Source organism: Pseudomonas sp. YeP6b (genome assembly GCF_025642995.1).
GTDB lineage: Bacteria > Pseudomonadota > Gammaproteobacteria > Pseudomonadales > Pseudomonadaceae > Aquipseudomonas.
The window spans coordinates 3,685,552-3,711,314 of record NZ_CP080090.1 but is presented as its reverse complement, the minus strand read 5'-3'; the positions used below and the strand labels follow the sequence as shown (position 1 = coordinate 3,711,314).

Sequence of the window (25,763 nt, the reverse complement as noted above, 5' to 3'; positions counted from 1 at the left end):
TCACACCTCGTCGTGTTGCAGTTCAAACAACAGCAGCGAGCGGCCGGTGACGGCGTATTCGTGCTCGAAATCAAACCGTTCCTGGCCCCGTACTGCCGGGTCGTTGGTATCGAGCATGCAGGTCCAGAATTCACCCTCGGGCACCGGCGGCAGGCGGAAATTGACCATGTCGTGGTGGGCGTTGACCACCAGCAGCAACGTTGCATCGCCACCCGGGCGACGAATTCCGGTTTCCTGGGCGCGGCCATCCATCAGCATGCCCAGGCAGCGGCCATGGCTGTCTTGCCACTGTTCGGTGGTCATCTCGTTGCCATCCGGCGCGAGCCAGGTGACATCTTTCACGCCGATGTCTTCGTTGTAGTCACCGACCAAGAAGCGACCACGGCGCAGAATCGGATAGGCCAGGCGCAGCTTGATCAAGCGTTTTACAAACTTGAGCAGCGCCTTGCCGTCGTCGTCCAGCTCCCAGTTGACCCAGCCGATTTCACTGTCCTGGCAATAGGCGTTGTTGTTGCCGTGCTGGGTTCGCGCGAACTCGTCACCGGCCACCAGCATCGGCGTACCCTGGGCCAGCAGCAGGGTGGCGAAAAAGTTACGCATCTGGCGCAGGCGCAGCGCGTTGATTTGCGGGTCATCGGTGGGGCCTTCGACGCCGTGGTTCCAGGACAGGTTGTTATTGCTGCCGTCCTGGTTGTTTTCGTCGTTGGCTTCGTTGTGCTTGTCGTTGTACGACACCAGGTCGTGCAGGGTGAAACCATCGTGGGCGGTGATGAAGTTCACCGAGCTGTACGGGCGCCGACCGCGCTGATTAAACATCTCGCCCGAGGCGGTCATGCGCGCGGCGAAGTCTGCCAGCTGGCCGTCGTCGCCTTTCCAGAAGGCGCGCACGGTGTCGCGGAAACGGTCGTTCCACTCCACCCAGCCCGGTGGGAACTTACCCACTTGGTAGCCACCGGGGCCGCAGTCCCACGGCTCGGCGATCATTTTTACCTGGCGCAGCACCGGGTCCTGACGGCAGGCCACGAGGAAGCTGTGACGCTCATCGAAACCATCGCGGTAGCGGCCCAGAATGGTCGCCAGGTCAAAGCGGAAACCGTCCACGTGCATCTCGGTGGCCCAGTACCGCAGCGAGTCGGTGACCATTTGCAATACGCACGGGTGACTTAGGTCGAGGGTGTTACCGGTGCCGGAATCGTTGATGTAGAAGCGCTTGTCATCGGGCATCAGGCGATAGTACGAGGCGTTGTCGATGCCACGCATGGACAAGGTCGGGCCGCGCTCGTTGCCTTCGGCGGTGTGGTTGTAGACCACGTCGAGGATCACCTCAAGCTTGGCCTCGTGCAGGTGCGCGACCATCTCCTTGAACTCGGCGATCTTGCCGCTGGCCAAGTAGCGCGGGTCTGGCGCAAAGAAGGCAATGCTGTTGTAGCCCCAGTAGTTGGTCATGCCTTTTTGCAGCAAGTGCTGGTCGTTGACGAACGCATGCACCGGCAGCAGTTCGACCGATGACACGCCCAACTGGCGGATGTGCTTGAGCACGTCGTCTTCCATCAGCCCTGCGCAGGTGCCACGCACCGACTCGCTGACCGAAGGGTGGCGCATGCTGATACCGCGCAAGTGGGTTTCATAAATGATCGTGCGGTCCCACGGCACCCGCACCGGCTGGTCGTTGCCCCAGGTGTGCGCCGGGTCGATGACCTTGCACTTGGGCACGAAGGGTGCGCTGTCGCGTTCGTCGAAACTGAGGTCGTCATCGGGGTGGCCGATGGTGTAGCCGAACAACGCCTCGGACCATTTGAGTTCGCCCACCAGTTGCTTGGCGTAGGGGTCGATCAGCAATTTGTTGTGGTTGAAACGGTGACCATTGGCCGGGTCATACGCACCGTACACGCGGTAGCCGTAAATCAGCCCGGGGTGGGCGTCGGGCAGGTAGCCGTGGAAGGTTTCGTCGGTGTATTCCGGCAGTTCGATACGTTCCAGCTCCACTTCGCCGCTATCGTCAAACAGGCACAGTTCGACTTTGGTGGCGTTGGCTGAGAACAGCGCAAAGTTGACACCCAGGCCGTCCCAGGTGGCGCCTAGGGGGAAGGGCAAACCTTCACGAATCCGCGACGGCTCGTGTTCCGGCGTCGGTTGGGTTTTATCGGGTTTGCTCATTGAGTTGCTCCTGCAAGGATGTTTTTCGGGCCGAGCGAGATCGTGCTGGCGATTGTTCAGCTGACGCATGTGTGATTGAAAACGAACCTCCTGCCGGCAGCGCCGGGAGGAGGCCCCTAAGGTTGAAAGGCTTAAGGCTTAGGTTTTTTTGGCGCGGGCGGCTTTTTCGCCACAGGCGCTGCCGGTGTGCTGGGGGCCGGTGCCGGTGGTTTGGTTGGCTTGGCTTTGGGCGCAGGCTTAGGCGCGGTTTTCGGCTTGGCGCCAGCCTTGGGCTTGCTCGGGGTCAGGGCTTCGGCTTCGGCCAGCTTGCGGGCCATCTCCCAGTGGCGTGCATCTTCACCGTGGGGTTTGCCTTCTGATTCCCAGATCTGATGCGCCAACTCGCGTATGCGTTTGTCTTCAGTACTCATCACAATGCTCCTCACAGAAAAGTTTCAGCTTTCTTGATCATCAGGATTAATAAAGACATTGACCGGGAAATCCCCCAGGGCAGCGCTGATTAACAGCTCCTTGTTTGGTGTGACTGCGCCTGTATGAAAAAGTCCCTTCCAGTTTTGTGTTGTGTCGGCGAACGGCAATTTCACCCGTGTATCGCCCCAAACCTGCGCATGGATGCGGGGCTGCTCACCCTTTTCCAGCAGGCGCTGGGGCCAACGTGGCACCACCACCAGCAGGCGTTTGCCTTGATGTTCGCGACAGAATGCGACGACGTGTTCAGCGTGTGTGCCGGTGACCTCCAGCGGTGTGTAGCGCCCGCTGCGAAAGAGCTCGGGATCAGCCTTGCGCAAGGCTAACACCTGCGCAATCAGCGCCTGTTTGACACGCCCGTCGCGCCAGTGGGACAACAGTTCGTCGATGCCCGATGGATTGTTCAACGCGTGTTGCCGTGCGTTGAAATCCACTGGGCGGCGGTTGTCCGGGTCCACCAGGCTGAAGTCCCAGAACTCATCGCCCTGGTACAGGTCCGGCACACCCGGCACGGTGAGACGAAGCAAGGATTGCGCCAGGCCGTTTACCGCACCGGCCGGGGCGATGGCCTGGGCGGCAGTGGCGATGGCAGCGCGCAGCGCCTGGCCCGGTTCGCTGAGCAACAGCCGCGACAGGAAGGCCTCGACGCCTTGTTCATAGGCGTCGTTGGGTGCGCTCCAGCTGCTTTGCAACTTGGCTTCGCGCAGGGCTTTTTGCTGCCATTGCCAGAGGCGTTGTTGATAGCCCTGCATATCCGGGTTCGCGTCCAACGGCCAACTGCCGAGCAGCACTTGGTAAAGGATCAGCTCATCACCGGCTGACGGCGTGTTGGCGTCCTGGCGCAACGGGGCGGCGAGGGTGCGCCAGTGCTCGACCTGTTCGGCGTACCACGGCGCACACTCGCTGAGTACCGCCAAGCGTGCGCGGGTGTCTTCGCCGCGCTTGTGGTCGTGGGTGGCAGTGGCCAGCAGGTTGTCGGGAAAGGTCTGCAAACGCTGTTGGTTGATGGCGTGAAACTCGGCCACCGGCGCGCTGAACTGCTCGGTGCTGAAGCCCACGTCGTTACGCGACAGCAGCACCGCCGAGCGATAGAACGCGGTGTCTTCCACAGCTTTGGCGGCGGCCGGGGAGGTCAGTTGCTGGAAACGCACGCAGGCATGCTTGAGCATCTTGCGTTCACGGCCGACCGAGCGATCGCGCCACGGTTGGCCGCCGAGCCATTTTTCCAGGTGGTCGAGCACTGGCCAGTCGCCCTCGCTCAAGGTGCTGCGGGCACCGGCCAGGGCCTGCAGGAAAAACACATCATCGCGTTCGCTGCGCCCGCGCGCGCTGATGTAAGTGCGGTACACCGGGAAGTGCACGATCAATTCCTGCAAGGCGCGGCGGATCGCGCCCAGGGTCAGGTCACGGGTCATTACGTCGTCACGGGCCACTTGCAGCAGGGCCTGGGCCACGCTTTCAAAGTCACCGGCCAACGAGCCGTTGAGGATCTGCTGGCGTGCCAGCCAGGCTTCTTCGATAAAGGCGGCGGGGCGTTCGCTGTGGCGCGTCCACAGTTCGGCGAGCGGCGCAAAGCCTTCGGGATCATGTTGCAGCAGCGACAGCTGGTTCATGAATTCGTAGCCGGTGGTGCCGTCCACCTTCCAGTCTTCGCGCAGGGTTTCGCCTTCGCCGAGGATTTTCTCCACGAAGATCGGCAAATGCCGCTCAGGCGCCAGTGAATCCACCCGACGCCGCAGCTTGCGGCAGTAACCGCGCGGGTCGGCCAGGCCGTCGATATGGTCGATGCGCAGGCCGTCTACCAACCCTTCGCTGATCAGCTCGAAAATCTTGCCGTGGGTGGCTTCGAACACGGCGGTGCGCTCTACGCGCAGGCCGCCCAGCTCGTTGACATCGAAGAAACGCCGCCAGTTGATATCGTCCGCAGCGGTGCGCCAGCTAGCGAGGCGGTAGACCTGTTGTTCCAGCAGGTTATGCAGGCGATTGAAACCTTCGGGTTGGCGCCCGTCGAACGCGGTGAGCCGCTGTTCGATGGCGTGCAGCACGTCGCCTTCGGTGGCGCGCTCAACCAGCGCCTGCTTGAGCCAGGCGGCTTCGTGGTAGGCGTCATCTTGATAAGCAAGGGCACTGAAGCGTTCGGCCAAAGGCTTGAGCAGCGCGTCGGTGCCGAGGATTAACGCGTAATCGCGTGGGCAAATCGGGAACCGGTGTTCGTAATGTTCGAGGTGAAACGTGCCGTGGCCGGCATCAAAATGCAGCGTCAGCGTGCCGGTTTGCAAGGCTTCGCCGTAATCACTGCCCAGGAACGGCATCAGCAGTTGGCCCTTGAGCAGCGGGTCGGGCGAGTGCCACTGGATATCGAAGAACTCGCTGTAGGGGCTCAAACGGCCCCATTCCAGCAGGTCCAGCCACCACGGGTTATCGGCACCGCCCACGGCCATATGGTTGGAGACAATATCGAGGATCAGGCCCATCTGATGCTCACGCAACGCGGCGACCAGGCGACGCAAAGCCGGTTCGCCACCCAGTTCGGGGTTGACGGTGGTCGGGTCGACCACGTCGTAGCCGTGCATAGAGCCGGCGCGCGCACTGAGCAGGGGCGAGGCATACAGATGGCTGATGCCCAACTGGGCGAAGTACGGTACCAACGGCACCGCGTCATCCAGGGTGAAACCTTTATGAAATTGCAGGCGCTGGGTCGCACGCAGGGGCAGTGCTTTCATCGGTCACGCTCATAGGCTTGGTTGCGCGCGACGGCCAACAGCTCGAGGCGGCGGGCGGCGCCGGCGTTGTCGAGCAGGCTGGCGGCTTCACCCGGCAGGCGGCGGCGCCAATTGGGGTGGGTGTCGGTGGTGCCGGGCAGGTTGGCTTGCTCTTCGATACCCAGCGCGTCTTCCAGCGGCAGCAACACCAGCGGCGCACGGGTGTGGCCCAGGTAGCGCACGCTGGCGTCGATCATATGGTCGGTGTCATTGCGGATTTCATCGACGAAGTTCTGCGGGTCCTGGCTCAAGGCCTGGCGCAGTGCCTGGCGTTCATGCAGGCGGTGCTCGCTCCATTGCTCCACGGTGGGTGCGTCGATCAGGCCGAGTTGGATGTTCCACTCGATGTCGCGGCTGTGCCACCAGCCGTTGAGGGTGGGCAGGTCGTGGGTGCTGGTGGTCGCCAGGGCATTGTCCGGCCAGTCGAGGATCGGCTTGAACTGGCCATCGTGGCCTTGTTCGAACAGCAACACGCGCATGCCCAGAATCGAACGGCCGATGAGTTTCTCGCGCAGCCCATCGGGCACGGTGCCCAGGTCTTCACCCAGCACAATTGCCTTATGGCGTTGGGACTCCAATGCCAGCAGCCGCAACAAGTCATCCACCGGGTAATACAGGTACGCGCCTTCACGCGGCGAAGCCTCCATGGGGATGACCCACAGGCGTTGCAGGCCCATCACATGGTCAATACGCAGGCCGCCGGCATGGGCGAAGTTGGCGCGCAGCATCTCGATAAAGGCGCGAAAACCATGGCGTTTGAGGCCTTCCGGGGAAAATGCGGAAATGCCCCAGCCTTGGCCGGCGCGGTTGAGGATATCCGGCGGGGCGCCCACGGTGAGGTTGGCCAGCAGCTCATCCTGACGGCTCCAGGCCTGGCTGCCGCCGCCGTCGGCGCCTACGGCCAGGTCGGCGATCAAGCCCACGCCCATGCCGCTGCCACGCGCGGCTTGTTGCGCACGTTCCAGGCAGCGCGCGATCAGCCATTGGCTGAAGGCGTAAAAACCGATTTCATCCGTGTGTTCTGCGGCGAATTGCACCAGCGCTGGGCTCTGCGGCGTGCGCCAGGCCTCGGGCCAGTGGCGCCAGTCGAGTTCTTCACCGGCAGCAGCGCGAACGGCCTGCACGGCTTCAAAGCGGCAGTGGTTTTCCAGGGCTTCGCCGCCGGTCTGGCGGAAGCTCAAGAAGTCGGCATGTTGTGGATGCTCGCCGTGGCGGAAGTCTTCGTACAAGGCGCGTAACAGGCGTTGCTTGGCCTTGGCGGCGGCGGGCCAGTCGATCAAGGTGTTTTGCTCAAGTGCGTGCAGCTCCTCGGCCAAGCCGAGGGCTTCAATGGCATTGCGCACTTCGCGCTCGCCAAGGATGCAGGCGGGCGAGGCGTACAAGCTGTTGAGGAACAGGCGGCTGGAGGGTGAATACGGGCTGTAGCGCTCGGTGTCGGCGCTGAACATCGCGTGCATCGGGCTGATCGCCAGGGCATCGGCGCCGCGTTCGGCGGCGCAGCGCGCCAGGTGTTCCAGCGCCTGGGTGTCGCCAAACCCGCCGTCACCCAGGCGGCGCAACGCATACAGCTGGGCGCTCAAACCCCAGGCGCGGGAAAGTTGGCTGTCGACGGCTTCGGCCACGCTGTAGCAGTGGGTGGGCGCCACGGCGAGGGTGAACGTCTGGTCATCGATGTGCACTTGGTGATAGCCCAGGGCAATGATGCCGGGCAGCACGGCGTCGCCGTCGAGGCGTAGCTCTAGGGTTTCGCCGCCTTCCAGGCTGACCCGGCACGGCGTGTCCGCAGCAAAGTAGCGCGCCAGGTCCAGGCCTTCGCCGGTATCGACGGTCATCAGCGGTGGCAGGTGTTTGTCCTGTTGCACCCGCTCCAGTTCCAGCAGGCTGGCATCGATCTCGGCGTCGGTATCGGCCGGGTGGCCCAGGCCTTTGAGCACGGCGCGCAGGGCGTCGGGTTTTACATGTTGCGGGCGGCCGTTTGCGTCGATCCAATCGACGGCCAGGCCCGCGCGGCTGGCGAGTATTTCCAGGTTCGCTTCGCTCAAGGGTGCTCTCCAACAGGGAATAGGGCGACGCGTGCACTGAACGGCGCGAGGTGCGCCTCATCCGTGGCAGGCGTTTCGAATATCAGATGTGGCGGGGCCGGATGATCCAGCGGTTCAGCGCTCAGGTTCACGTCGATCTGCAACACACTGCCGTTGCCCAGGCGCCAGCGCGCGGTGACGGCGCCGTCAGCCAGCACCTGTGCGCCCAGGGCTCTGCTGGCGGGTAAATGCGGCACGATATGCAGGTGTCGCAGGCTCAGTAGGTGGCGGTAAAACTGGCTGTGTTCGTTCTCGGTAAAGCTGGGCGCCGATTGCAGAAAGGTCGGCAGGGCATTCGGGTCGGGGATGTGTTCGCGCCGTTCAGGGTCTTTGAACGCAGCAAAATCGGCGAACTCGTTGCGCCGGCCTTCGCGCACGGCTTCGGCCAGCTCGCCGTGGTGGTCGGTGAAAAACAGGAACGGCTCGTCGGCGTTGACTTCATCGCCCATGAACATCAGCGGGATCATCGGTGACAGCAGCAGTAACGCGGTGGCGGCCTTGAGTGCCTGGGGCGAGCAAAGCTGATGCAGGCGTTCACCCAAGGCGCGGTTGCCGATCTGGTCGTGGTTCTGCAAAAACGCCACAAAGGCGCTCGGTGGCAGGTCCGCGCTGGGTTCGCCGCGCGCGTGGCCATGGCGGGTGGTGTGGCCCTGATAGATAAACCCTTCGCCCAGGCAGCGCGCGAGTTTGTCGGTAGGGTTTTCGGCGAAGTCGCTGTAATAGGCGTCGGTTTCGCCGGTCAGCAGCACGTGGAGGACGTTATGGAAGTCATCGTTCCACTGCCCATCGAAGTCGTGCTTCAGCAAGCTAGCCTGGTTCAGTTCGTTTTCCAGCACCAGCCAGACATGCCGGCCGACGTCCACCTGTTGGCGCACGCGTTGTGCCAGCTCCATGAGGAAGCAAGGATTGTCGATGGCGTGCACCGCATCCAGGCGCAGGCCGTCGAAGCGGTATTCGAGTAACCACATCAGTGCATTGTCGAGGAAGAAGTCGCGCACCTCGCGCCGTTCAAAATCAATCCCGGCGCCCCACGGCGTGTGTACGTCCTCTTGAAAGAAGCCCTTGGCGTATTGGCCCAGGTAATTGCCGTCGGGGCCGAAGTGGTTGTAGACCACGTCGAGGATCACCGCGAGGCCGTGCTCGTGGGCGCTGTCGATCAGGGCTTTGAGTTGTTCGGGGGAGCCGTAGCAAGAGTGGGGCGCGTAGGGCAGGACCCCGTCGTAACCCCAATTGCGCTCGCCGGGAAATTGCGCCAAAGGCATCAATTCAATCGCGGTAACGCCCAGTTCGGCCAAGCGTGGCAGCTGTTTTTCAACCGCTGCGTAGCCGCCCAGGGCACCTACATGCAGTTCGTAGATCACCGCTTCGTGCCACGGGCGACCCTGCCAGTGGCAGTGCCGCCACTGATAGGCGAGCGGGTCAACGACCACGCTCCAACCATGCACGTCCAAGGCTTGGGCCCTGGACGCTGGGTCGGGTACATCGGTTTCGCCGTCGATGTTGTAGCGGTAGAGCGTGCCCGCCGGGCACTGTATTTCTACCTTAAACCAGCCGGCTGCCTGAGGCAGCATGGCAATCGACTTACCGTCTTGCAATTCAACGCTGACATAAAACGCGTCTGGCGCCCACAAGGCAAAACGCGTGTGTTGCGCGTCCAGCATGATTGCGCCGTGGGGCCAGGTTTCCAGAGTCCGTGACGGCATCTATGAAGCCCTCCCTTGGTTTTTTATGTGGCTATTTAGTTGATTTCCCCAGTGCCTTAGCCACTAACTGTTCGTACAGCTCGGCGTAGGGTTCCACCGCCTGGCACCAGTTGAATGGCTGGGTCATGGAGCGGCTGCGCATGGCGTTGAGCAGGCCTTTGTTGGCAAACACGCGGAACGCGCGGCTCAGCGCCTCTTCGTAGCTCTCTACGGTGGATTCATTGAACAGGAAGCCGGTGACGCCATTTTCAATGGTGTCCGCCAGGCCGCCGGTATTACGCGCCACCGGCAACGAGCCGAAGCGCTGCGCGTACATTTGGCTCAGGCCGCACGGCTCATAGCGCGAAGGCATCAACAGGAAGTCGCTGCCGGCGAACATGCGCCGGGCGTCGGTTTCATTAAAGCCGATGCGCACGCCGACTTGGCCGGGGAAGCGCAGGGCCAGTTCACGCATGGCGTGTTCTTCTTCCGGCTCGCCGCGACCGATAATCGCGATCTGGCCGCCGTTTTCGACGATAAAGCTGCTGACTGCTTCGGTCAGGTCCAGGCCCTTTTGATACACCAGGCGCGAGACCACGGCGAACAGTGGCCCAGTGGATTCGTGCAGGCCGAACAGCTCGCGTACATGGGCAGCGTTGACGGCCTTGCCGTCCCAGTCACCGATGTTGAAGTTGTGGGTCAGGTGAGCGTCGGTGGAGGTTTCCCAGCTTTCGTCGATGCCGTTGGGAATACCACTGAGCAGGCCTTGCTGGGTCTTGCTGGCGAGGAAACCGTCGAGGCCGCAGCCGAATTCCGGGGTGGTGATTTCTTGGGCGTACGTGGCGCTCACCGTGGTGATATGGCTGGAATACGCCATGCCGGCCTTGAGGAAAGACATCTTGCCGTAGAACTCCATGCCTTCTTGTTGCAAGGCATGCGGCGGAATGCCCAGCTCCGGCGTGGACGCCAAGCTGACCACGCCTTGATAGGCGAGGTTATGAATGGTGAACAAGGTTGGGGTGCGTGAACCACGCCAATGCATATAGGCCGGGGCCAGGCCGGCAGGCCAGTCGTGGGCGTGCACCAGGTCCGGGCACCAGTGGATCTGCGCGAGGTTGGCGGCCATGTCGGCGGCGGCCAGGCCCAGGCGGGCGAAGCGAATATGGTTGTCCGGCCAGTCGCGGCCGTTGTTGGCGCCGTAGGGCGTGCCTTCGCGCTCATAGAGCTCGGGGCAGATCAGTACATAGATGACCAGGCCATCCTTGAGGTCCATGCGCCCGATCTTGCACGGCGGCAGCGCCGCGTGGCCGCCCAGTTCGCCGATGATGTGGATGGGGTTGTCGCTTTCCATCACCTGCGGGTAACCCGGGATCAGCACGCGCACATCATGCAAGTGGGCCATGGCACGGGGCAGGGCAGCGGACACGTCGCCCAAACCACCGGTTTTCACCAAGTCGGCGAACTCGGAAGTGACGAACAAGACTTTCTTTCGATTGGGGTTACTCACGATCGGCCGCACAGTGTTGGGCAGGTCGGCCAAAGATGTTGGCCCCCCAGCCGGCTGACTAAAACGCTCTCCCTGAGTATCTACTGCAGCACTGATCATAGCTCTCTCCCACATATTTGGTTGGCTAATGGCTCGCTGCCATTAGCTCCGATGACCGCATCCTGCGGCCAGGCGCACAAGCACTGTACAAACTGGCAAGGCGTATGCCAGTTGCACGATTAGCCTAAAAAGAGTGGATGAACGGGCATTTGGCGTGAACCGCGTGCACTCGCCTCCCTTAAAAACTGGACCTATGGCAGAGTTGGAAAGTTTCGATTTTTTGCGGGGTTTTTGTTTTGGAACGGACCCATCGGTCATGAGTCTAGGACAGATCCCAGAGCCTGTATGGTTTATGTGGGAATTTTGTAGGACAAAAAACTTGTAACTGGAGATGGACTGGTTATTAGGCGAGGCGAGTAATGCTGTGGCGAGTGGGCTTGCCCTGCGTTGGGGCGCGAAGCGGCCCTAAAATCGGCATCCTCGGTACAGCGGGTACACCGAGAGCACCTTAATGGGAGCGCTTCGCACTCCAACGCAGGGCAAGCCTGCTCGCCACAAAATGGTGCAAAGCAGGATCAGTCGAGCACGCGAACGGGCGTGCCGCTGGCCCAAGCCTGAATATTTTCAATCATCTGCTGGTAGAACTGCCGGTAATTCTGCTCGCTCACATACCCCACATGCGGCGTGGCCAACACAGTGGGCAGGCGCCGGAACCGATGATCAACCGGCAGTGGCTCTTCGCTATAAACGTCCAGCGCCGCCCCGGCCAAGCGCCCGGCGACCAACGCAGCGACCAGCGCCTGCTCATCCACAATCGGCCCGCGCGCGGTATTCACCACGCGCGCAGTCGGCTTCATCCAGCCCAGCGCTTCGGCATCCACCAGCCCACGGCTGCGTTCGCTGAGCACCAGGTGCACGGTGAGGATATCGGCCTGTTCAAACAATTGGCGCTTGCTGACCCAGGTCACGCCCGCCTCAGCCGCACGCTGCGGCGTGAGGTTTTCGCTCCAGGCAATCACGCGCATGCCGAAAACCTGGGCGAACTGCGCGACTTTCTGGCCAATGCTGCCCAACCCGAGAATCCCCAAGGTCTTGCCGTACAGGTCGCCACCCAGGCCAACCTGCCATCCGCCGTCCCTCAGGGCATTGGCTTCCTGCAGCAGGTTACGGGTGCACGCCATGATCAGCGCCCAAGTCAATTCCGGCGCCGCGTGTTTATAGCTGTCAGTGCCGCAGACCTGAATGCCCAGGGCCTTGGCGGCCGGAATGTCGATGGCCGCATTGCGCATGCCCCCGGTCACCAGCAGCTTGAGCTTGGGCAAGCCTTGCAGCAGGGCTTTGTCGAAGGTTGTGCGCTCGCGCATCACGCAAATGACCTCGAAAGCCTTTAACCGCTCGATCATCACCGCGGTATCCGCCGGGTAATCGTGCAGGAAGTGCACTTGGCCCGCCGCGTCCAAGGCCGACCAATCCACCACGCCACTGGCCACATTCTGCCAATCATCAATGACTGCGATCTGTACCGACATTCACGAGTACCTCGAATAAAGTTGGATTACAGGGCGTTCAAACCCTTTAGCAGGGCTTTATTGAACTGAGCCGGTTCCTCCATCTGCGGTGCATGCCCAAGCCCTGGGAATTCCACCAGGGTTGCATGGGGGATCAGCTTGGCCACTTGCTTACCCAGCACGTCGTAATGACCGAGCCTGGCCTTGACCGCAGGCGGCGCAATATCGCTGCCGATGGCGGTGGTGTCGGACGTGCCGATCAGCAGCAGGGTGGGCATCTGCACATCCTTGAACTCGTAGTACACCGGCTGGGTGAAGATCATGTCGTAAATCAGCGCCGAGTTCCAGGCGACCTGGGTGTGCCCCGGGCCTTTATTCAGGCCGGCGAGCATGTCGACCCAGCGGTCGTACTCGGGCTTCCAGCGCCCGACGTAATAGGTGTTAAGTTCGTACTGGCGAATGCCTTCGGCGCTGAGTTTCAGCTCGCGCTCATACCATTGGTCGACGCTGCGATAGGGCACGCCCAAGGCTTTCCAGTCTTCCAGGCCGATCGGGTTGACCAGCGCCAGTTGCTCGGTTTGCGCCGGGTACAGCAGCGCGTAGCGGGTGGCGAGCATGCCGCCGGTGGAGTGGCCGACGAGGGTGGCTTTTTGAATGCCGAGTTTATCCAGCAGTTGGTGGGTGTTGATCGCCAGTTGCTGGAAGCTGTATTGGTAGTGGTCGGGCTTGCTGGAGGTGCAGAAGCCGATCTGGTCTGGCGCGATCACGCGGTAACCGGCGTCGCTCAAGGCTTTTATCGACGCGTCCCAGGTGGCGCCACAGAAGTTCTTGCCGTGCATCAGCACCACGCTGCGTCCGTTGGCCTTGCCCTTGGCGGGCACATCCATATAACCCATCTGCAGGGTTTTGCCTTGGGACTGGAAGTTGAAGTGCTCGACCGGGTAGGGTACTGGAAGCCTTGCAGCTCAGGGCCGTAGGCCGGGCCTTCGGTGGCCGCAAAGACCGCAAGGGCGCTGCCGAGCAGCAGGCTGGCGGCGCACAGTGAACGGATCAGCGTCATGGGTCAGGCTCCGGAGGCAACAGTGTCCGGATGCTGTGGCGGGGGGATTAAGCGAGGATTAACGGGGCGCGGCGAAATGCGTCGACGCCCCGTACTAGAAGGGTTAGAGGGCTTTCAACCCTTGCAGCAATGCCGCGTGAAACTGCTCAGGGTCTTCGACTTGCGGCGAATGGCCCCGGTCGGCGAATTCCACCAGCGTTGCGCGGGGAATCAACTTGGCGACGTGCTTGCCGAGTACTTTGTAGTTGCCGATTTTTGCACTGACTTCTGGTGACGCCAGGTCCCGGTTGAGGGCTGTGGTGTCGGAGGTGCCAATGAGCAGCAGGGTTGGCACCTTCAAGTCCTTGAACTCGTAGTACACCGGCTGGGTGAAGATCATGTCCCAGATCAACGCTGAGTTCCACACGACTTCTTTCTGGCCGGGGCCGTTGTAGAGCCCCACCAGCATGTCTACCCAACGATCGTACGCAGGTTCCCAGCGCCCCAGGTAGTAGTTGGTCTGTTGATAGTTACGCACGCCTTGGTAGGTCAATTTGCTGTCGGCCAGCGCCCATTGGTCGACGGTTCGGTAGGGCACGCCGATGGCTTTCCAGTCTTCCAAGCCAATGGGGTTGACCATCACCAGCTGTTCGGTTTGCGCCGGATACATCAGGGCGTAGCGAGTGGCGAGCATGCCACCGGTGGAATGGCCCAGGAGCGTGGCCTTTTTAATCCCGAGTTTATCCAGCAGTTGATAGGTGTTAAGTGCCAGTTGCTGGAAGCTGTATTGATAGTTCTCAGGTTTGCTGGAGGTACAGAAACCGATTTGGTCCGGCACCACCACGCGGTAACCGGCGTCGCTCAGAGCCTTGATCGAGCCTTCCCAGGTAGCGCCGCAAAAATTCTTGCCGTGCATCAGCACAATGCTGCGGCCGTTTGGTGTGCCCTCAGGCTTCACGTCCATGTAACCCATTTGCAACGATTGGCCTTGGGACGAAAACTTGAACCGTTCGACCGGGTAAGGGTATTTGAACCCCTGCAGCTCGGGGCCATAGGTGGTGTCTTTGCCGGTGGCGCAGCCGGTAAGGGCTGCTACGAGTAACAAACTGCTGAGATAGAGCGTGCGCGTCAGTCGCATGGGGTGACTCCGAAATCAAAAGCCGGATGCTGTCGGGGAACAATTAATCGAGGATTAACTGATTTTGGCACTCGGTAGACACAGGCAAAACGCCCTAAAAAAACAGAATATTCCTACCGGAAAACTGCCACGTTATCGGGCGTATGAGTCGCAAATTAGAGGCCGGCAACGATTGCGTCTAGCTGTCAGATTTGACAGTGGCGACCAACGGTCAGCCGTTATGAAGAGGCGAGCTGGCTCAGCGTCAGCACCGCCAGCACTGCGTATCGGGCGCCTTTTGCAACACTGACCAGCAGCAGAAAACGCCAGAACGGCTCGCGCATCACCCCGGCCACCAAGGTCAGCGGGTCGCCGATAATGGGCACCCAACTAAGCAACAGTGACCAGTGCCCCCAGCGTTGATAGTGCCGGCTAGCCTTTTCCAGGTGCCGGGGGCTGACGGGGAACCAGCGCCGCGCCTTGAAGCGCTCAACAGAACGCCCCAGCCACCAATTAACCACCGAGCCCAGCACGTTGCCGACGGTGGCGATCGTGAGCAGCACCCACAGGCTGTAATGCCCGCTGATCAACAGGCCCACCAGCACTGCCTCCGATTGCATCGGCAACAGCGTTGCAGCACCGAAGGCGGCGAAGAATAGGCCCAGGTAACCCGCGAGCATCAATCAACGAGCCGGGTAGTCGGCCACCACCACGTCTTTACCCTCACGGGTCAGGCCGATGACCTGATAAGCGTCGCTCATACCGTCCATTTCCATGCCCGGTGAACCCATGGGCATGCCCGGGGCGGCAATGCCGAGCAAGTCGTCACGCTTGCGCAGGGCCATTACCTGCTCGGCGGGCACATGGCCTTCGACGAACTTGCCGTCGATCACGGCGGTATGGCACGAGCCCAGGCGCGGCGCCACGCCCAGGCGTTGTTTAACCGCGCTCATGTCGGCTTCCACATGGTCGTTGACCTTGAAGCCGTTGCTTTCCAGGTGGCTGATCCACTTTTTGCAGCAGCCGCAGTTGGCGTCGCGGTGCACGTCGATCGGGATCAGGTCGGCCGCCTGGGCCAGGGTGGAGGTGAGCAGGGCGCACAGCAGCGCCAGTCGCACGGGGGTTTTCATAGCGTGTCTCGTGAGCAGGAATGGCGGCGATCATGACGGCGGCGTCGCAGGCAAGCCAGCGCCCACACGTGGGTGGGGGCGACGTTAATGTTTCAAGATTATACGACGGCTGCGTTTTCCAACCGCTGCTTGAGCTGGTCCAGCGCGATAGCAGAAAGCTCGGCCATGCGCTCATGCAAGGTGGCGAGCTGCAACTCGGTTTCGTAGGTCAGCACGCGTTTGAACAGCGTTCCGCCGCGATGGGCTTGCAAGAAGTACTCAATAGAACCGTCCACCGCGAGGGAGGTAAACACGGTTTTGAATTCACTCGGGCGGCGGGCGATCTGCACGCGGTAGCTCATGGGCACGCGCACGCCCAGCAGGTCGATGACTTCGGTAAAACGGGTGCCGACCGGCAGTGAACCGGTGGTGCCGGTGTCGGCACTCAGGGAGGTAGGGTGCCACTCGTGCCAGCGGTCGGGCTGGGTCACGTAGTCGTAGACGACTTCGATCGGGGCTTGGATGAAGCGTTCCTGGCTGATCCGCTCCATGCGGACAGAATGATCAGCAGCGTGCATGACACACCTCCTGTGTGGCGAGATCTCGCACTGGGAGCTGTCAGAATAGTCCCACTCCCGTGGTTTGCACGGGAGTGTTTCACTCATTTATCAGCGAACCTTGAAACGGCTCATCAACGCAATCACCCGGCCATTGGCATCCAGCAGGCTTTGCGTATTGGTTTCAGTGGCATGGCCACTTTCCACCAGCTCTTCAACCATATGTCGGATCTGCACCATGCTGCGGTTGATCTCCTCGGTTACCGCGCTTTGCTGCTCGGCGGCGGTGGCGATCTGGGTGCTGAGGTTGTTGATATGGCTGACCGAGCCGGCCATCTCATCCAAACCGGTGTTGACGCGTGCCGTGGCATCCGCCGCCGATTGGCAACTGGCCTGGGTGTTTTCCATCGCCGTTACCGACGAACTCACACCGGTGGTCAGGCGCGCCAACATCTCGTTGATCTGCGAGGTGCTGGCCTGGGTGCGTGCGGCCAGCGCTCGGACTTCGTCGGCCACCACCGCAAACCCACGGCCTTGCTCGCCAGCGCGCGCCGCTTCAATCGCGGCGTTGAGTGCCAAGAGGTTGGTCTGGCCGGCAATCGCGCCGATCACGCCGAGGGTTTCAGTGATACGCGCGGCGTCCTGGCGCATGTTTTCCACGGTATGGGTAGCGCTGGCGACTTCGCCGATCAGGGCGGTGACGCTGGTGGAGGCTTCACCCACCACCACACGGGAGCGGTCGGCGTGTTCGTTGGCGCGTTGGGTGAACGACGCGGTTTCAGCGGCGTTTTGCGCGACGGTGTCGGCGGTGGAGCTCATTTCGGTGATGGCCGTGACCGTCTGATCGGTCTCCGAGGCGTGCCGTACCAGAATCTGGTTAGTGTGCTCCGAAGTCTGCTGCAATTGCTCAAGCCCCGAGGCCATGGCGCCCGTGGCCTGAGTGACTTCGCCGATCATGTTTTGCAGGTAGATGATAAAGCGGTTCACCGAGTGGCCGATGGCGCCCATTTCATCTTCGGCACGGATGGTGATGCGCTTCGTCAGGTCGGCATCGCCGGCAGACAGCGCGTCGATATTGGTGCGCAGCGACTTCATGCGTTGCACCAGTTGGCGAATCGCAAAGAACGCCAGCAGTACCAGCAGCAACACCATCGGGATTTGCAGCAGCGCTAAGCTACCGAGTACATCATCACGCTGGGCGGTGATCAGCGAGGTAGGCAGGGCGGTGGCGAGGAACCACGGCGTGCCCTCGATCGGGCGCATGTAAAAGGTGCTGGACACGCCCTGGTTGTCGAACTCACTGCGCTGCAGCGCCTGGTCGCGATGGGCGAGGGCCTTGCTGACCTGGGCGGCAAACGCCGAGGTGCCGGTCAGTTCGCTGATGTTCTTGAGCACCACCGGGCTGCTGATGCGCGTGCTGTTGCTGATGATCTTGCCGTCGCCTTCGACGATCAGCATCTGGCCGCCGATGTCTTTTTCCTTGTTGGCCACCAGCTCATTGAAAAAGCCCAGGGTCACATCGATGGTGGCGACGCCGTAAGCCGCGCCGTCACGCTGAATCGCCATGGCGCAGTTGGTGCGCGGTTCCTGGCTGGCGTCGTCTTTGTAGGCAGCCGCCCAGGCGCACTGGCCGCGCGGCGAGGCGAGGCCGCCTTTGTACCAGCTCTGGTCGTAGTAATTGGGCGCGGCGTCGCTGTTCCAGAAGGTATTCACGGCCAGCTTGCCCGAGGCATCGCGGTGCCAGAACGTGCTGTGTTTGTTGCGCCCCGGCGTGCGCTGGTTGGGCAGCGGCCAGATGCCACCGCCGAAGACTTTCAGCTCGCCATACTGATCCACCAGGCCGGGCAGCACCTTGTCGATGGCGTCACTGTCGAGCAGCGGGATGGTTTGGGTGATGCTGCGTTGCTGGGCTTGAACCTTGTTGAGTTCGCCCTGAATCTGCACAGCCACCTCGGCGATGCGGTTGAGCACCACCTGTTCTTCGGTGTGTTTTAGCGTGGGGGCGACCAACTGGCCGATACCCACGACGGTTAACACTGATAGCACCAGGACGAACAGCACCAGAAACAGGGTGTAGCGGGTTTGAATGGAGCGTAGTGGGGTCATGGGGTCGTCCTTACGAAGCATTTATTATCGACGCGGCTTTGTTAGAGCTTCGTCGGGCTATCGGCTTGGTAAGGAAGAGCTTGAGGTGCTATTGTACAAAGTTGAACGGTTGACGGCGTCCTTTCCCACATTGGCGCTATTGGTTCACCAGGCCCATCCCGGCCTCGGGGTAGCGTGAACCGGCCGTAGCGCCCGCCTCGAAGATCGATGCCAGTGCTGACAGCTCAGCAGCACTCAGCGTGACATCCACTGCCGCCACGTTCTCTTCGAGGTACTTGCGCTGCTTGGTCCCGGGGATTGGGATCAGGTAATCGCCCTGCGCGAGCACCCACGCCAACGCCAGTTGCCCGGCTGTGATGCCTTTTTCAGCGGCCAGCGTCTTGACCCGGTCCACCAGCCGCAAGTTTTTTGCAAAGTTCTCCCCCTGAAACCGTGGGCTGGAGCGGCGGTAGTCGTCGGCGGCGAAGTCATCCGGGTTTTTCAGGGCGCCCGTGAGAAAACCGCGCCCCAACGGGCTGTAAGGCACAAAGGCGATGCCCAGACGTTGGCAGGCTGCCAGGCAACCGTTGTCTTCCTGGTCGCGGCTCCACAGCGAGTATTCGCTTTGCAGGGCGCTGATCGGATGCACCTTGTGCGCGCGCTCCAGGCTGGCGGCCGAGGCTTCGCTCAGGCCCAGGTAACGCACCTTGCCTTGCTTGACCAGTTCGGCCATAGCGCCGACGGTCTCTTCGATGGCCACTTGAGGGTCGATGCGGTGCTGGTAGTACAGGTCCAGCGTTTCCACGCCCAGGCGTTTCAAGGTGCCCTCAATCGCCTCGCGGATGTATTCAGGGCGGCCATTCACGCGGCGCACTGTCGGGTTCGCCGGGTCACGCACAAAGCCGAATTTGCTCGCCAGGAACACCTGGTCGCGTTTGCCAGCGATGGCTTTGCCGATCAGCGTTTCATTGGTGTGCGGGCCGTACATGTCGGCGGTGTCCAGCAGGGTGACGCCCAACTCCAGCACGCGGTGCAGGGTGGCGACGGCTTCCTGGGTATCGCTGCCGGTGGTGTAGAAGTCGGTCATGCCCATGCAGCCGAGGCCGATGGCGGAGACTTGAGGGCCGTTCTTGCCGAGTTGACGGGTGTGCATAGGTTCAGCTCCTGGGTTGCGAAGGCCTCTATTGTTATCCTCGACAAAACCGAGATAAACCGGCTAAAAGCGCTATCACTGTTCGTAAATTCTAAATAATGGCGGGAGGCGTCGTCCCTTGGACCGATTCAACGCGATGCGCGTGTTCACCCGGATTGTTGAGTTGGGCGGGTTTGCCAAGGCGGCCGACAGCCTGCAACTGCCCCGGGCGTCGGTGACCATCCTGATCAAACAGCTGGAGGCTCATCTGGGCGTGCAACTGTTGCAGCGCACCACACGCCAAGTCAGTCCGACCCTGGATGGCGCCGCGTACTACCAGCGTTGTGTGCAATTGCTGACAGACCTGGAAGAAACCGAGGCGGTGTTCTCCGTCAGCCGCCAGAACCCGCGCGGCACCTTAAGCATCGACATGCCCTCGGGCATCGGTCGGCTGATCGTGATTCCAGCGTTACCGACGTTTACGGCGCGCTACCCGCACATCGCGTTGGAAATCGGCCTTAATGACCGCACAGTTGACCTGATTCGCGAGGGCGTGGACTGCGTGCTGCGCGGTGGCCTGGCCCTGGACGAATCGCTGGTGGCTCGGCCTTTGGCGATGATGGACCAGTTGACGCTGGCCAGCCCCGACTACCTCAAGCGTTTCGGTGTGCCCGCTACAATGGACGACCTGGCCGGCCATCAAATGGTCGAGTACGTGTCCAGCGCCAGCGGCAAACGCTTCGGCCTGGAGTTTCAGGTGGGCACCGAACTGCGGGAGATCAACCTGCCCAAGGTGGTTGCGGTGAACAGTTCCGATGGTTATTTCGCAGCGTGCGAGGCTGGCTACGGGTTGATCCAGGCGCCGTATTATCACGCAACACGTCAGCTGGCGCAGGGCACGCTGGTGGAAGTGCTGGCTGAGGTTGTGCCGCCGAGGATGGCCTTGACTGCGCTGTACCCGCCGCATCGCCAGTTATCACCGCGGGTGCGGGTATTTGTCGATTGGCTGGTGGAACTGTGCGCGCAGCCGGGTATTGGCTTGCAACGCTAGCCTTGAGCCTTGCGATAGGCGCCGGGCTGCTGCCCGGTTACCTTGTGAAACGCACGCGTAAACGCCGCCACCGATTGGTAACCCACCGCCAGCGATACATCGGCCACGGTCTGGTCTTGCTTGAACAGCTGGCATGCATGCCGCATGCGCATCATCAACAGCACTTGCCCCGGCGATTGCCCACACAACTCGTTAAACCGTTTGAAAAACGCCGAGCGCGACAGCCCGGTGCAAGCCGCCATGCTTTCCAGGGTCTAAGGCTCTGCCGGGCGCGCAATCAATTGCTCCAGCAGGTTGGCGAACGTCGGTTGCCGGGCCAGTGCAGCCAGGCCGCCAAGCTCGGCGTTATCGAGCACTTGCTGGCGCAGCACATACAGAAACAACAAGTGGCAAAGACGTTCGAGCAAGGCGGACGAGGGCGCCGGGCTACGCTCGCACTCTTGCAGGATCAGTGCGAACAGGTTGCGCGCGGCGGTCAACGAAGGGTCGCCGGCGCGCAGGATGATCCAGGCGGGCAGGGTGTCGACAATCATGGCCGACAGGCCGGAATGAAAGTGGAAGAACCCACATACCAGGCCCGCGCCGTCATTGGCGGCGCTGTCCAGCGCGAGCATCGGCCGGCGCGGGCATTCCCGTGCGGCCGCCGCCGTTGCGGCGCCAGACAGCTGGTAAACCAGGTCACGCAACAGAAACACCGCGTCGCCATTGTTCAAGTGTTTCGGGTCAGGTTCACCGTCAATATGCAACCAGCACTGGCCTTGTACGATCAGGTGGAAACTCGCGCTGGCCAGGCCATGGGTGCTCGCATGCCAGCTGCCACAATAGCGGCCCACATGGAACAGGCTGGTGTTGAGTTCGAGGCTGTCTAATAACCAATCGACAAGGGCACTCGACGAATTCATCTAACGGAAAGACTCTAGAGCAAGTAATCGCTACTTTAGACTATTGAGGCGATTTTTTATAACCAACAGACTGGGTACACGAACCCATCAGGAGACCACTCCATGTCCCGTGTACCGTTGCTCACCCCTGAAACCGCGCCGCAAGCCGCGAAACCGTTCCTGGAAAACGCTCTGAAAACCTCGGGTTTTATCCCTAACCTGCTCGCCGTACTCGCCAACGCACCGGCTGCGCTGGAAACCTACATCACCGTGTCGGGCCTTAACGCTAAGGCCGAACTGAGCCTGGCCGACCGTGAAGTGGTGCAACTGATTGCCGCCACCACGCACGGTTGCGACTTCTGCGTGGCCGGCCACACCGCTGTGGCGCGCAACAAGGCCAAGCTGCCGGAGGCAGTGATCGAAGCCTTGCGCCAGTTGGGTGAGTTGCCAGATGCGCGCTATGAGACACTCGCCGCCTTCACCCGTGAAGTGATCGCCACGCGTGGTGATGTCAGCGACGCAGGTTTCGAGGCATTTCGCGGCGCCGGTTACACCGACGGCCAGGCCCTGGAAGTTATTTTGGGCGTAAGCCTGGCAACCCTGTGCAACTTCGCTAACGTGTTTGCCCGTACCCCGCTGAACCCGGAGCTGGCGCAATACCGTTGGGAAAAACCGGCGAGCTGAGGCGCACACGCGCAGGTGTTGGTCCCCACGCAGTAAAAAGGAGAAACATGAATGCTTGACCCAATCTTGAGCCGTTGGCTCGACGTTCAAGCGCAGGCCCTGGATGTGGGCAGTTGCGATCCACAGGAAGTGCTGCCAAGGCTGGCAGAAGCCAACGTATTACGTATCGGCGTGCCCAAGGCCCTTGGTGGCCTGGGCGGCGATGTGACCGGCGCGGTGGACGCCATCGCCAATGTCGCCAGCCATTCCCTGGCGGCGGCGTTTGTGTGCTGGGGCCAGCGGTCTTTTATCGAGTATTTGTTGCAGAGCCCGAATGAGCGGCTGCGTGAGCAACTGTTGCCGGACTTGCTCAGCGGCAAACTGGCCGGGGCCACGGGGCTGTCGAATGCGATGAAGTTTTTGTCCGGCATCGAGACGCTGCAAATCAGCGCCGAACCGACTGATGACGGCTGGACCCTCAACGGTCGCCTGCATTGGGTAACCAACCTGCGCAAGAACGGCTTTGTTGCCGCCGCTGCTATCGAACATGCCGGTGGTGGCGCGCCGTTTATCCTGGCGATCCCCGATTCGGTTGCGGGTTTGCAACGCTCGCGCGACCTGGAGCTGTTGGGGCTGCAATCAAGCAATACAGCAGCCCTGGGTCTGGAAGGGGTTGAGCTGAGTCGTGACTGGTTGTTGCATGAGGATGCGCGCAAGTTTCTACCGGCAGTACGCCCGGCGTTTCTTGGGTTGCAGTGCGGTATGTCCATCGGCCTGGCCCGTCGCTCCCTGGCGGAAGTAGCCAACCACTTGGGCTCGAGCCGCACCGTATTGCGCGATGAGTTGGAGGCGCTACGCGTGACGCTGGACCACTTGGTCAACGAATTGAAAAAAGGCCTGCTGGCCGGGCGATTTGCAGCAGAACCGGTGCCGTTGTTCAAGCTGCGCATTGCCCTCGCGGAAACCGCCGCCAGTGCTGTACAGCTTGAACTGCAGGCCAGCGGCGGCAAGGCGTACCTGACTGCCCACGGCAGTGGTTTCGCCCGGCGCTGGCGCGAGTCGGCCTTTGTGCCCATCGTCACGCCCAGCCTGGTGCAACTGCGTACCGAGCTGCATCGCCAGGCCAATCTATGAACCAGGCGGTATTGAGTGCCCAGGCGGTTTGCCTGGGGTATGCCAGTGGGCCGGTGTTGCAAGGGTTTGACTTGCACTTGCAGCCGGGTGAGGTGGTGTCGATCCTGGGTCCTAGCGGCGTCGGCAAGTCCAGCTTGCTGCGGGTGCTGGCCGGCTTGCAGGCGCCCCAGGGCGGTAGCGTGCGGGTGCTGGGCGAGCCGCTGGATGGCCCGCATCCGCGCGTGGCCGTGGCTTTTCAAGACCCTAGCCTGTTGCCGTGGCTGAACCTGGAAAAGAACGTCGCCTTTGGTTTGGATTTCGCTCGCCAGCCGCACTTGAGCACTGAGGAGCGTCGCCGCCGCGTGGACCACGCCATCGCGGCGGTTGGGTTGGAACATGCTCGTGCGCAGTTCCCGGCGCAGCTGTCCGGCGGCATGGCCCAGCGCACGGCGTTGGCGCGCTGCCTGGCGCGCCAACCGCAGGTGTTGCTGCTGGATGAGCCGTTCGGCGCGCTGGATGAAGTCACCCGCGCCGATATGCAGCACTTGCTGCTCAAGGTCAACCGCGAGCAAGGCTCGGCGGCCGTATTGATCACCCACGATATTGATGAAGCGCTGCTGCTGTCCGACCGCATCCTGCTACTGGGCAACCGCCCGGCGCGGACCTTGGGTGAATGGCATATCAACCTGGCGCAACCGCGCGAAGAGCAAGTTGAGGCCATCGGCGCGCTGCGTATCGAGATTCTGAAAACCTTACGGCAGGCGAGCCGCCCTCAACCCAACCCTCTTGAACAACTGGAGCCCAACTATGTGTCTGGATGACCTGACCCACTCGCGCCGTGACTTTCTCAAACTCTCGGCGGTGCTCAGCGCTGCCGGTGCCTTGCCGCTGTTGAGCAGCTTGCAAGCGCGCGCGGCCAGCGAGCCGGACGCGCCGGTACGCATCGGCTACTTGCCGATCACCGACGCCACGCCGCTGCTGGTTGCGCACAACAACGGCCTGTTCGAAGCCGAAGGCATCAAGGCCGAGCGCCCGGTGCTGTTGCGCAGCTGGGCCCAGGTGATCGAGGCGTTTATCTCCGGGCAGGTCAACGTGATTCACCTGTTGTCGCCGATGACGGTGTGGGCGCGCTATGGCAGCAAAGTGCCGGCTAAAGTGGTGGCCTGGAACCACGTCGGCGGTTCGGGCTTGACCGTATCGCCAGGCATTACCGATGTGAAGCAACTGGGCGGCAAGTCGGTGGCAATTCCGTTTTGGTACTCGATCCACAACGTGGTGGTGCAGCAACTGTTTCGCGATAACGGCCTCACGTCCGTGGCGCGCGCAGCCGGTTCTGGGATTGCCGCCAACGAGGTCAACCTGATTGTGTTGCCGCCCTCCGACATGCCGCCGGCCCTGGCCAGCAAACGTATCGACGGCTATATCGTCGCCGAGCCATTCAACGCCCTGGCGGAAAACCTCAAAGTCGGCCGCGTACAGCGCTTCACCGGTGACGTATGGCGTAACCATGCGTGCTGCGTGGTGTTCATGCACGAGCACGACCTGACCAACCGCCCGCAATGGTCGCAGAAAGTGGTGAATGCCATCGTCAAGGCGCAGGTGTGGACCCGTGATAACCGCGAAGAAGCGGTGAAGCTTTTGTCCAAGGACGGCCCGAACCGCTACACGCCGCATGCCGAACCGGTGTTGAGCAAAGTTCTCGCGCCGGCGGCCAGCGACCGTGCCGCTTACCTGGCTGACGGCGCCATCCAGCACGCCCATTGGGACGAGCACCGCATCGACTTCCAGCCGTACCCATTCCCCAGCTACACCGAGGAACTGGTGCGCCGCTTGAAGGACACCTTGATCGAGGGCGACAAGAAATTTCTCGCCGACCTTGACCCGGCGTTCGTCGCCAAAGACTTGGTGGACGACCGTTTTGTGCGTAATGCCATCGAGTCGGTGGGCGGCATGAAAACCTTCGGCTTGCCGGATGGCTACGAGCGGCAAGAGGAGATTGGCGCTTGAGTAAAGGCACACTCCCGGGCTGGTTGCTGGGCCTGAGTGGTTTGGCAGGCTTGCTGTTCTTGTGGTGGTTCGGCGTCAAAGTGTTTGGCGTCGCCGATGGCTTGTCGGCGCGCTTTTCGCTGGCGGCGACCGTCAGCAGCCTGTGGGAATTGTTCGGGCGCGGCGAGCTGTACCTGCATATCGCCGTGAGCCTCAAGCGCATCTTCGTTGGTCTGTTTCTCGCCCTGTTGGTGGGCGTGCCACTGGGCCTGCTGGTGGGCAGTTCGCGCAACCTGGAAGCAGCCACCACGCCAGCCTTTCAGTTTTTGCGGATGATCTCGCCGTTGTCCTGGATGCCCATCGTGGTGATGTTGATGGGCGTGGGCGACCAGCCGATCTACTTCCTGCTGGCCTTTGCCGCGGTGTGGCCGATCATGCTCAACACCGCCGCCGGCGTGCGCCAGTTGGACCCGCGCTGGTTGCAGTTGAGCAAGAGCCTGAGTGCCACGCGCTGGGAAACCTTGCGGCGCGTGATCATTCCCGGCGTAGTCGGGCACGTGCTGACCGGCGTGCGCCTGGCCATTGGTATCGTGTGGATTGTGCTGGTGCCGTGCGAGATGCTTGGGGTCAGTGCGGGCTTGGGCTATTACATCCTTGATACCCGTGACCGGCTGGCCTATTCGGAGTTGATGGCGATGGTGCTGCTGATCGGACTGCTGGGGTTTGCCCTGGATGCGTTTGCGCGTTGGCTGCACCAACGCTGGGTGCACGCGAGTTGAAGGTCAAACGTCTCGCTTTGCGCCCTGCAAAGCGAGACGCATGGGCG

At 61.7% G+C, this 25,763-nt stretch carries 19 protein-coding genes and 2 pseudogenes; 6 read left to right on the top strand and 15 right to left on the bottom strand.

Going from position 1 to position 25,763, the window contains the following annotated elements:
* From glgX to KZH41_RS16535, 14 genes and pseudogenes are all read right to left on the bottom strand, one after another.
* A complete protein-coding gene (gene glgX, locus KZH41_RS16600) occupies positions 1-2,157 on the bottom strand; it encodes a glycogen debranching protein GlgX (RefSeq protein WP_242150022.1) in 2,157 nt (718 codons plus the stop codon).
* 131 nt (positions 2,158-2,288) lie between these two features.
* Positions 2,289-2,567, bottom strand: coding sequence for a DUF2934 domain-containing protein (locus tag KZH41_RS16595; protein ID WP_094950099.1), 279 nt, complete (start codon positions 2,565-2,567; stop codon positions 2,289-2,291).
* 24 nt (positions 2,568-2,591) lie between these two features.
* Positions 2,592-5,348, bottom strand: a complete 2,757-nt coding sequence (locus KZH41_RS16590; RefSeq protein WP_242150019.1) for a malto-oligosyltrehalose synthase — start codon at positions 5,346-5,348, stop codon at positions 2,592-2,594.
* A complete protein-coding gene (malQ, locus tag KZH41_RS16585) occupies positions 5,345-7,429 on the bottom strand; it encodes a 4-alpha-glucanotransferase (protein WP_242150016.1) in 2,085 nt (694 codons plus the stop codon). The genes KZH41_RS16590 and malQ overlap by 4 nt, the downstream gene beginning before the upstream one ends.
* Positions 7,426-9,171: a malto-oligosyltrehalose trehalohydrolase gene (treZ, locus tag KZH41_RS16580; RefSeq protein ID WP_263273109.1), complete on the bottom strand. Its 1,746-nt coding sequence runs from the start codon at positions 9,169-9,171 to the stop codon at positions 7,426-7,428. Before treZ ends, malQ begins: the two co-directional genes overlap by 4 nt.
* Before the next feature lie 31 nt (positions 9,172-9,202).
* Entirely contained in the window at positions 9,203-10,756 is a 1,554-nt protein-coding gene (gene glgA, locus KZH41_RS16575; RefSeq protein WP_094950095.1) for a glycogen synthase GlgA, read from the bottom strand.
* Between the two features lie 515 nt (positions 10,757-11,271).
* Entirely contained in the window at positions 11,272-12,225 is a 954-nt protein-coding gene (locus tag KZH41_RS16570; RefSeq protein WP_263273107.1) for a D-2-hydroxyacid dehydrogenase family protein, read from the bottom strand.
* A gap of 26 nt (positions 12,226-12,251) precedes the next feature.
* A pseudogene (locus tag KZH41_RS16565) lies at positions 12,252-13,264 on the bottom strand (alpha/beta fold hydrolase).
* 103 nt (positions 13,265-13,367) lie between these two features.
* On the bottom strand, positions 13,368-14,381 hold the full coding sequence (locus KZH41_RS16560) for an alpha/beta fold hydrolase (protein WP_263273106.1): 1,014 nt from the start codon (positions 14,379-14,381) through the stop codon (positions 13,368-13,370).
* Between the two features lie 218 nt (positions 14,382-14,599).
* Entirely contained in the window at positions 14,600-15,040 is a 441-nt protein-coding gene (locus KZH41_RS16555) for a YqaA family protein (RefSeq protein WP_094950091.1), read from the bottom strand.
* A 3-nt stretch (positions 15,041-15,043) separates the two neighbouring features.
* Positions 15,044-15,490, bottom strand: coding sequence for a DUF411 domain-containing protein (locus KZH41_RS16550; RefSeq protein WP_094950090.1), 447 nt, complete (start codon positions 15,488-15,490; stop codon positions 15,044-15,046).
* A gap of 98 nt (positions 15,491-15,588) precedes the next feature.
* Positions 15,589-16,047 (bottom strand): SRPBCC family protein, encoded by a 459-nt coding sequence (locus KZH41_RS16545; RefSeq protein WP_094950089.1) that lies wholly within the window; start codon positions 16,045-16,047, stop codon positions 15,589-15,591.
* A 90-nt stretch (positions 16,048-16,137) separates the two neighbouring features.
* Positions 16,138-18,132 carry a methyl-accepting chemotaxis protein gene (locus KZH41_RS16540; protein ID WP_263273104.1) on the bottom strand — a complete coding sequence of 665 codons (1,995 nt, stop codon included), beginning with the start codon at positions 18,130-18,132 and terminating at the stop codon, positions 16,138-16,140.
* A gap of 136 nt (positions 18,133-18,268) precedes the next feature.
* Positions 18,269-19,264 carry an aldo/keto reductase gene (locus KZH41_RS16535; protein WP_263273103.1) on the bottom strand — a complete coding sequence of 332 codons (996 nt, stop codon included), beginning with the start codon at positions 19,262-19,264 and terminating at the stop codon, positions 18,269-18,271.
* A gap of 118 nt (positions 19,265-19,382) precedes the next feature.
* Here KZH41_RS16535 and KZH41_RS16530 point away from each other — a divergent pair, with 118 nt between their 5' ends.
* Positions 19,383-20,294: a LysR family transcriptional regulator gene (locus tag KZH41_RS16530; RefSeq protein WP_263273102.1), complete on the top strand. Its 912-nt coding sequence runs from the start codon at positions 19,383-19,385 to the stop codon at positions 20,292-20,294.
* On the opposite strand, the pseudogene KZH41_RS16525 reads toward KZH41_RS16530, so the two are convergent.
* Positions 20,291-21,196, bottom strand: a pseudogene (locus KZH41_RS16525) (AraC family transcriptional regulator). The gene KZH41_RS16530 and the pseudogene KZH41_RS16525 sit on opposite strands and share 4 nt — an antisense overlap.
* 102 nt (positions 21,197-21,298) lie before the next feature.
* On the opposite strand from KZH41_RS16525, the gene KZH41_RS16520 reads away from it, so the two are divergent.
* The 5 genes from KZH41_RS16520 to KZH41_RS16500 are packed head-to-tail and all read left to right on the top strand — an operon-like array spanning position 21,299 to position 25,716.
* The gene (locus KZH41_RS16520; RefSeq protein WP_263273101.1) at positions 21,299-21,859 is read left to right on the top strand and encodes a carboxymuconolactone decarboxylase family protein; all 561 of its coding nucleotides are present in this window, start codon (positions 21,299-21,301) and stop codon (positions 21,857-21,859) included.
* A 51-nt stretch (positions 21,860-21,910) separates the two neighbouring features.
* The gene (locus KZH41_RS16515; protein ID WP_242149989.1) at positions 21,911-22,972 is read left to right on the top strand and encodes an acyl-CoA dehydrogenase family protein; all 1,062 of its coding nucleotides are present in this window, start codon (positions 21,911-21,913) and stop codon (positions 22,970-22,972) included.
* A complete protein-coding gene (locus KZH41_RS16510; RefSeq protein ID WP_263273100.1) occupies positions 22,969-23,772 on the top strand; it encodes an ABC transporter ATP-binding protein in 804 nt (267 codons plus the stop codon). The genes KZH41_RS16515 and KZH41_RS16510 overlap by 4 nt, the downstream gene beginning before the upstream one ends.
* Positions 23,759-24,958 carry an ABC transporter substrate-binding protein gene (locus KZH41_RS16505; protein WP_263273099.1) on the top strand — a complete coding sequence of 400 codons (1,200 nt, stop codon included), beginning with the start codon at positions 23,759-23,761 and terminating at the stop codon, positions 24,956-24,958. Before KZH41_RS16510 ends, KZH41_RS16505 begins: the two co-directional genes overlap by 14 nt.
* Complete coding sequence (locus KZH41_RS16500; RefSeq protein ID WP_094950081.1) at positions 24,955-25,716, top strand: ABC transporter permease; 762 nt, start codon at positions 24,955-24,957, stop codon at positions 25,714-25,716. Before KZH41_RS16505 ends, KZH41_RS16500 begins: the two co-directional genes overlap by 4 nt.
* Positions 25,717-25,763 lie beyond the last annotated feature (47 nt).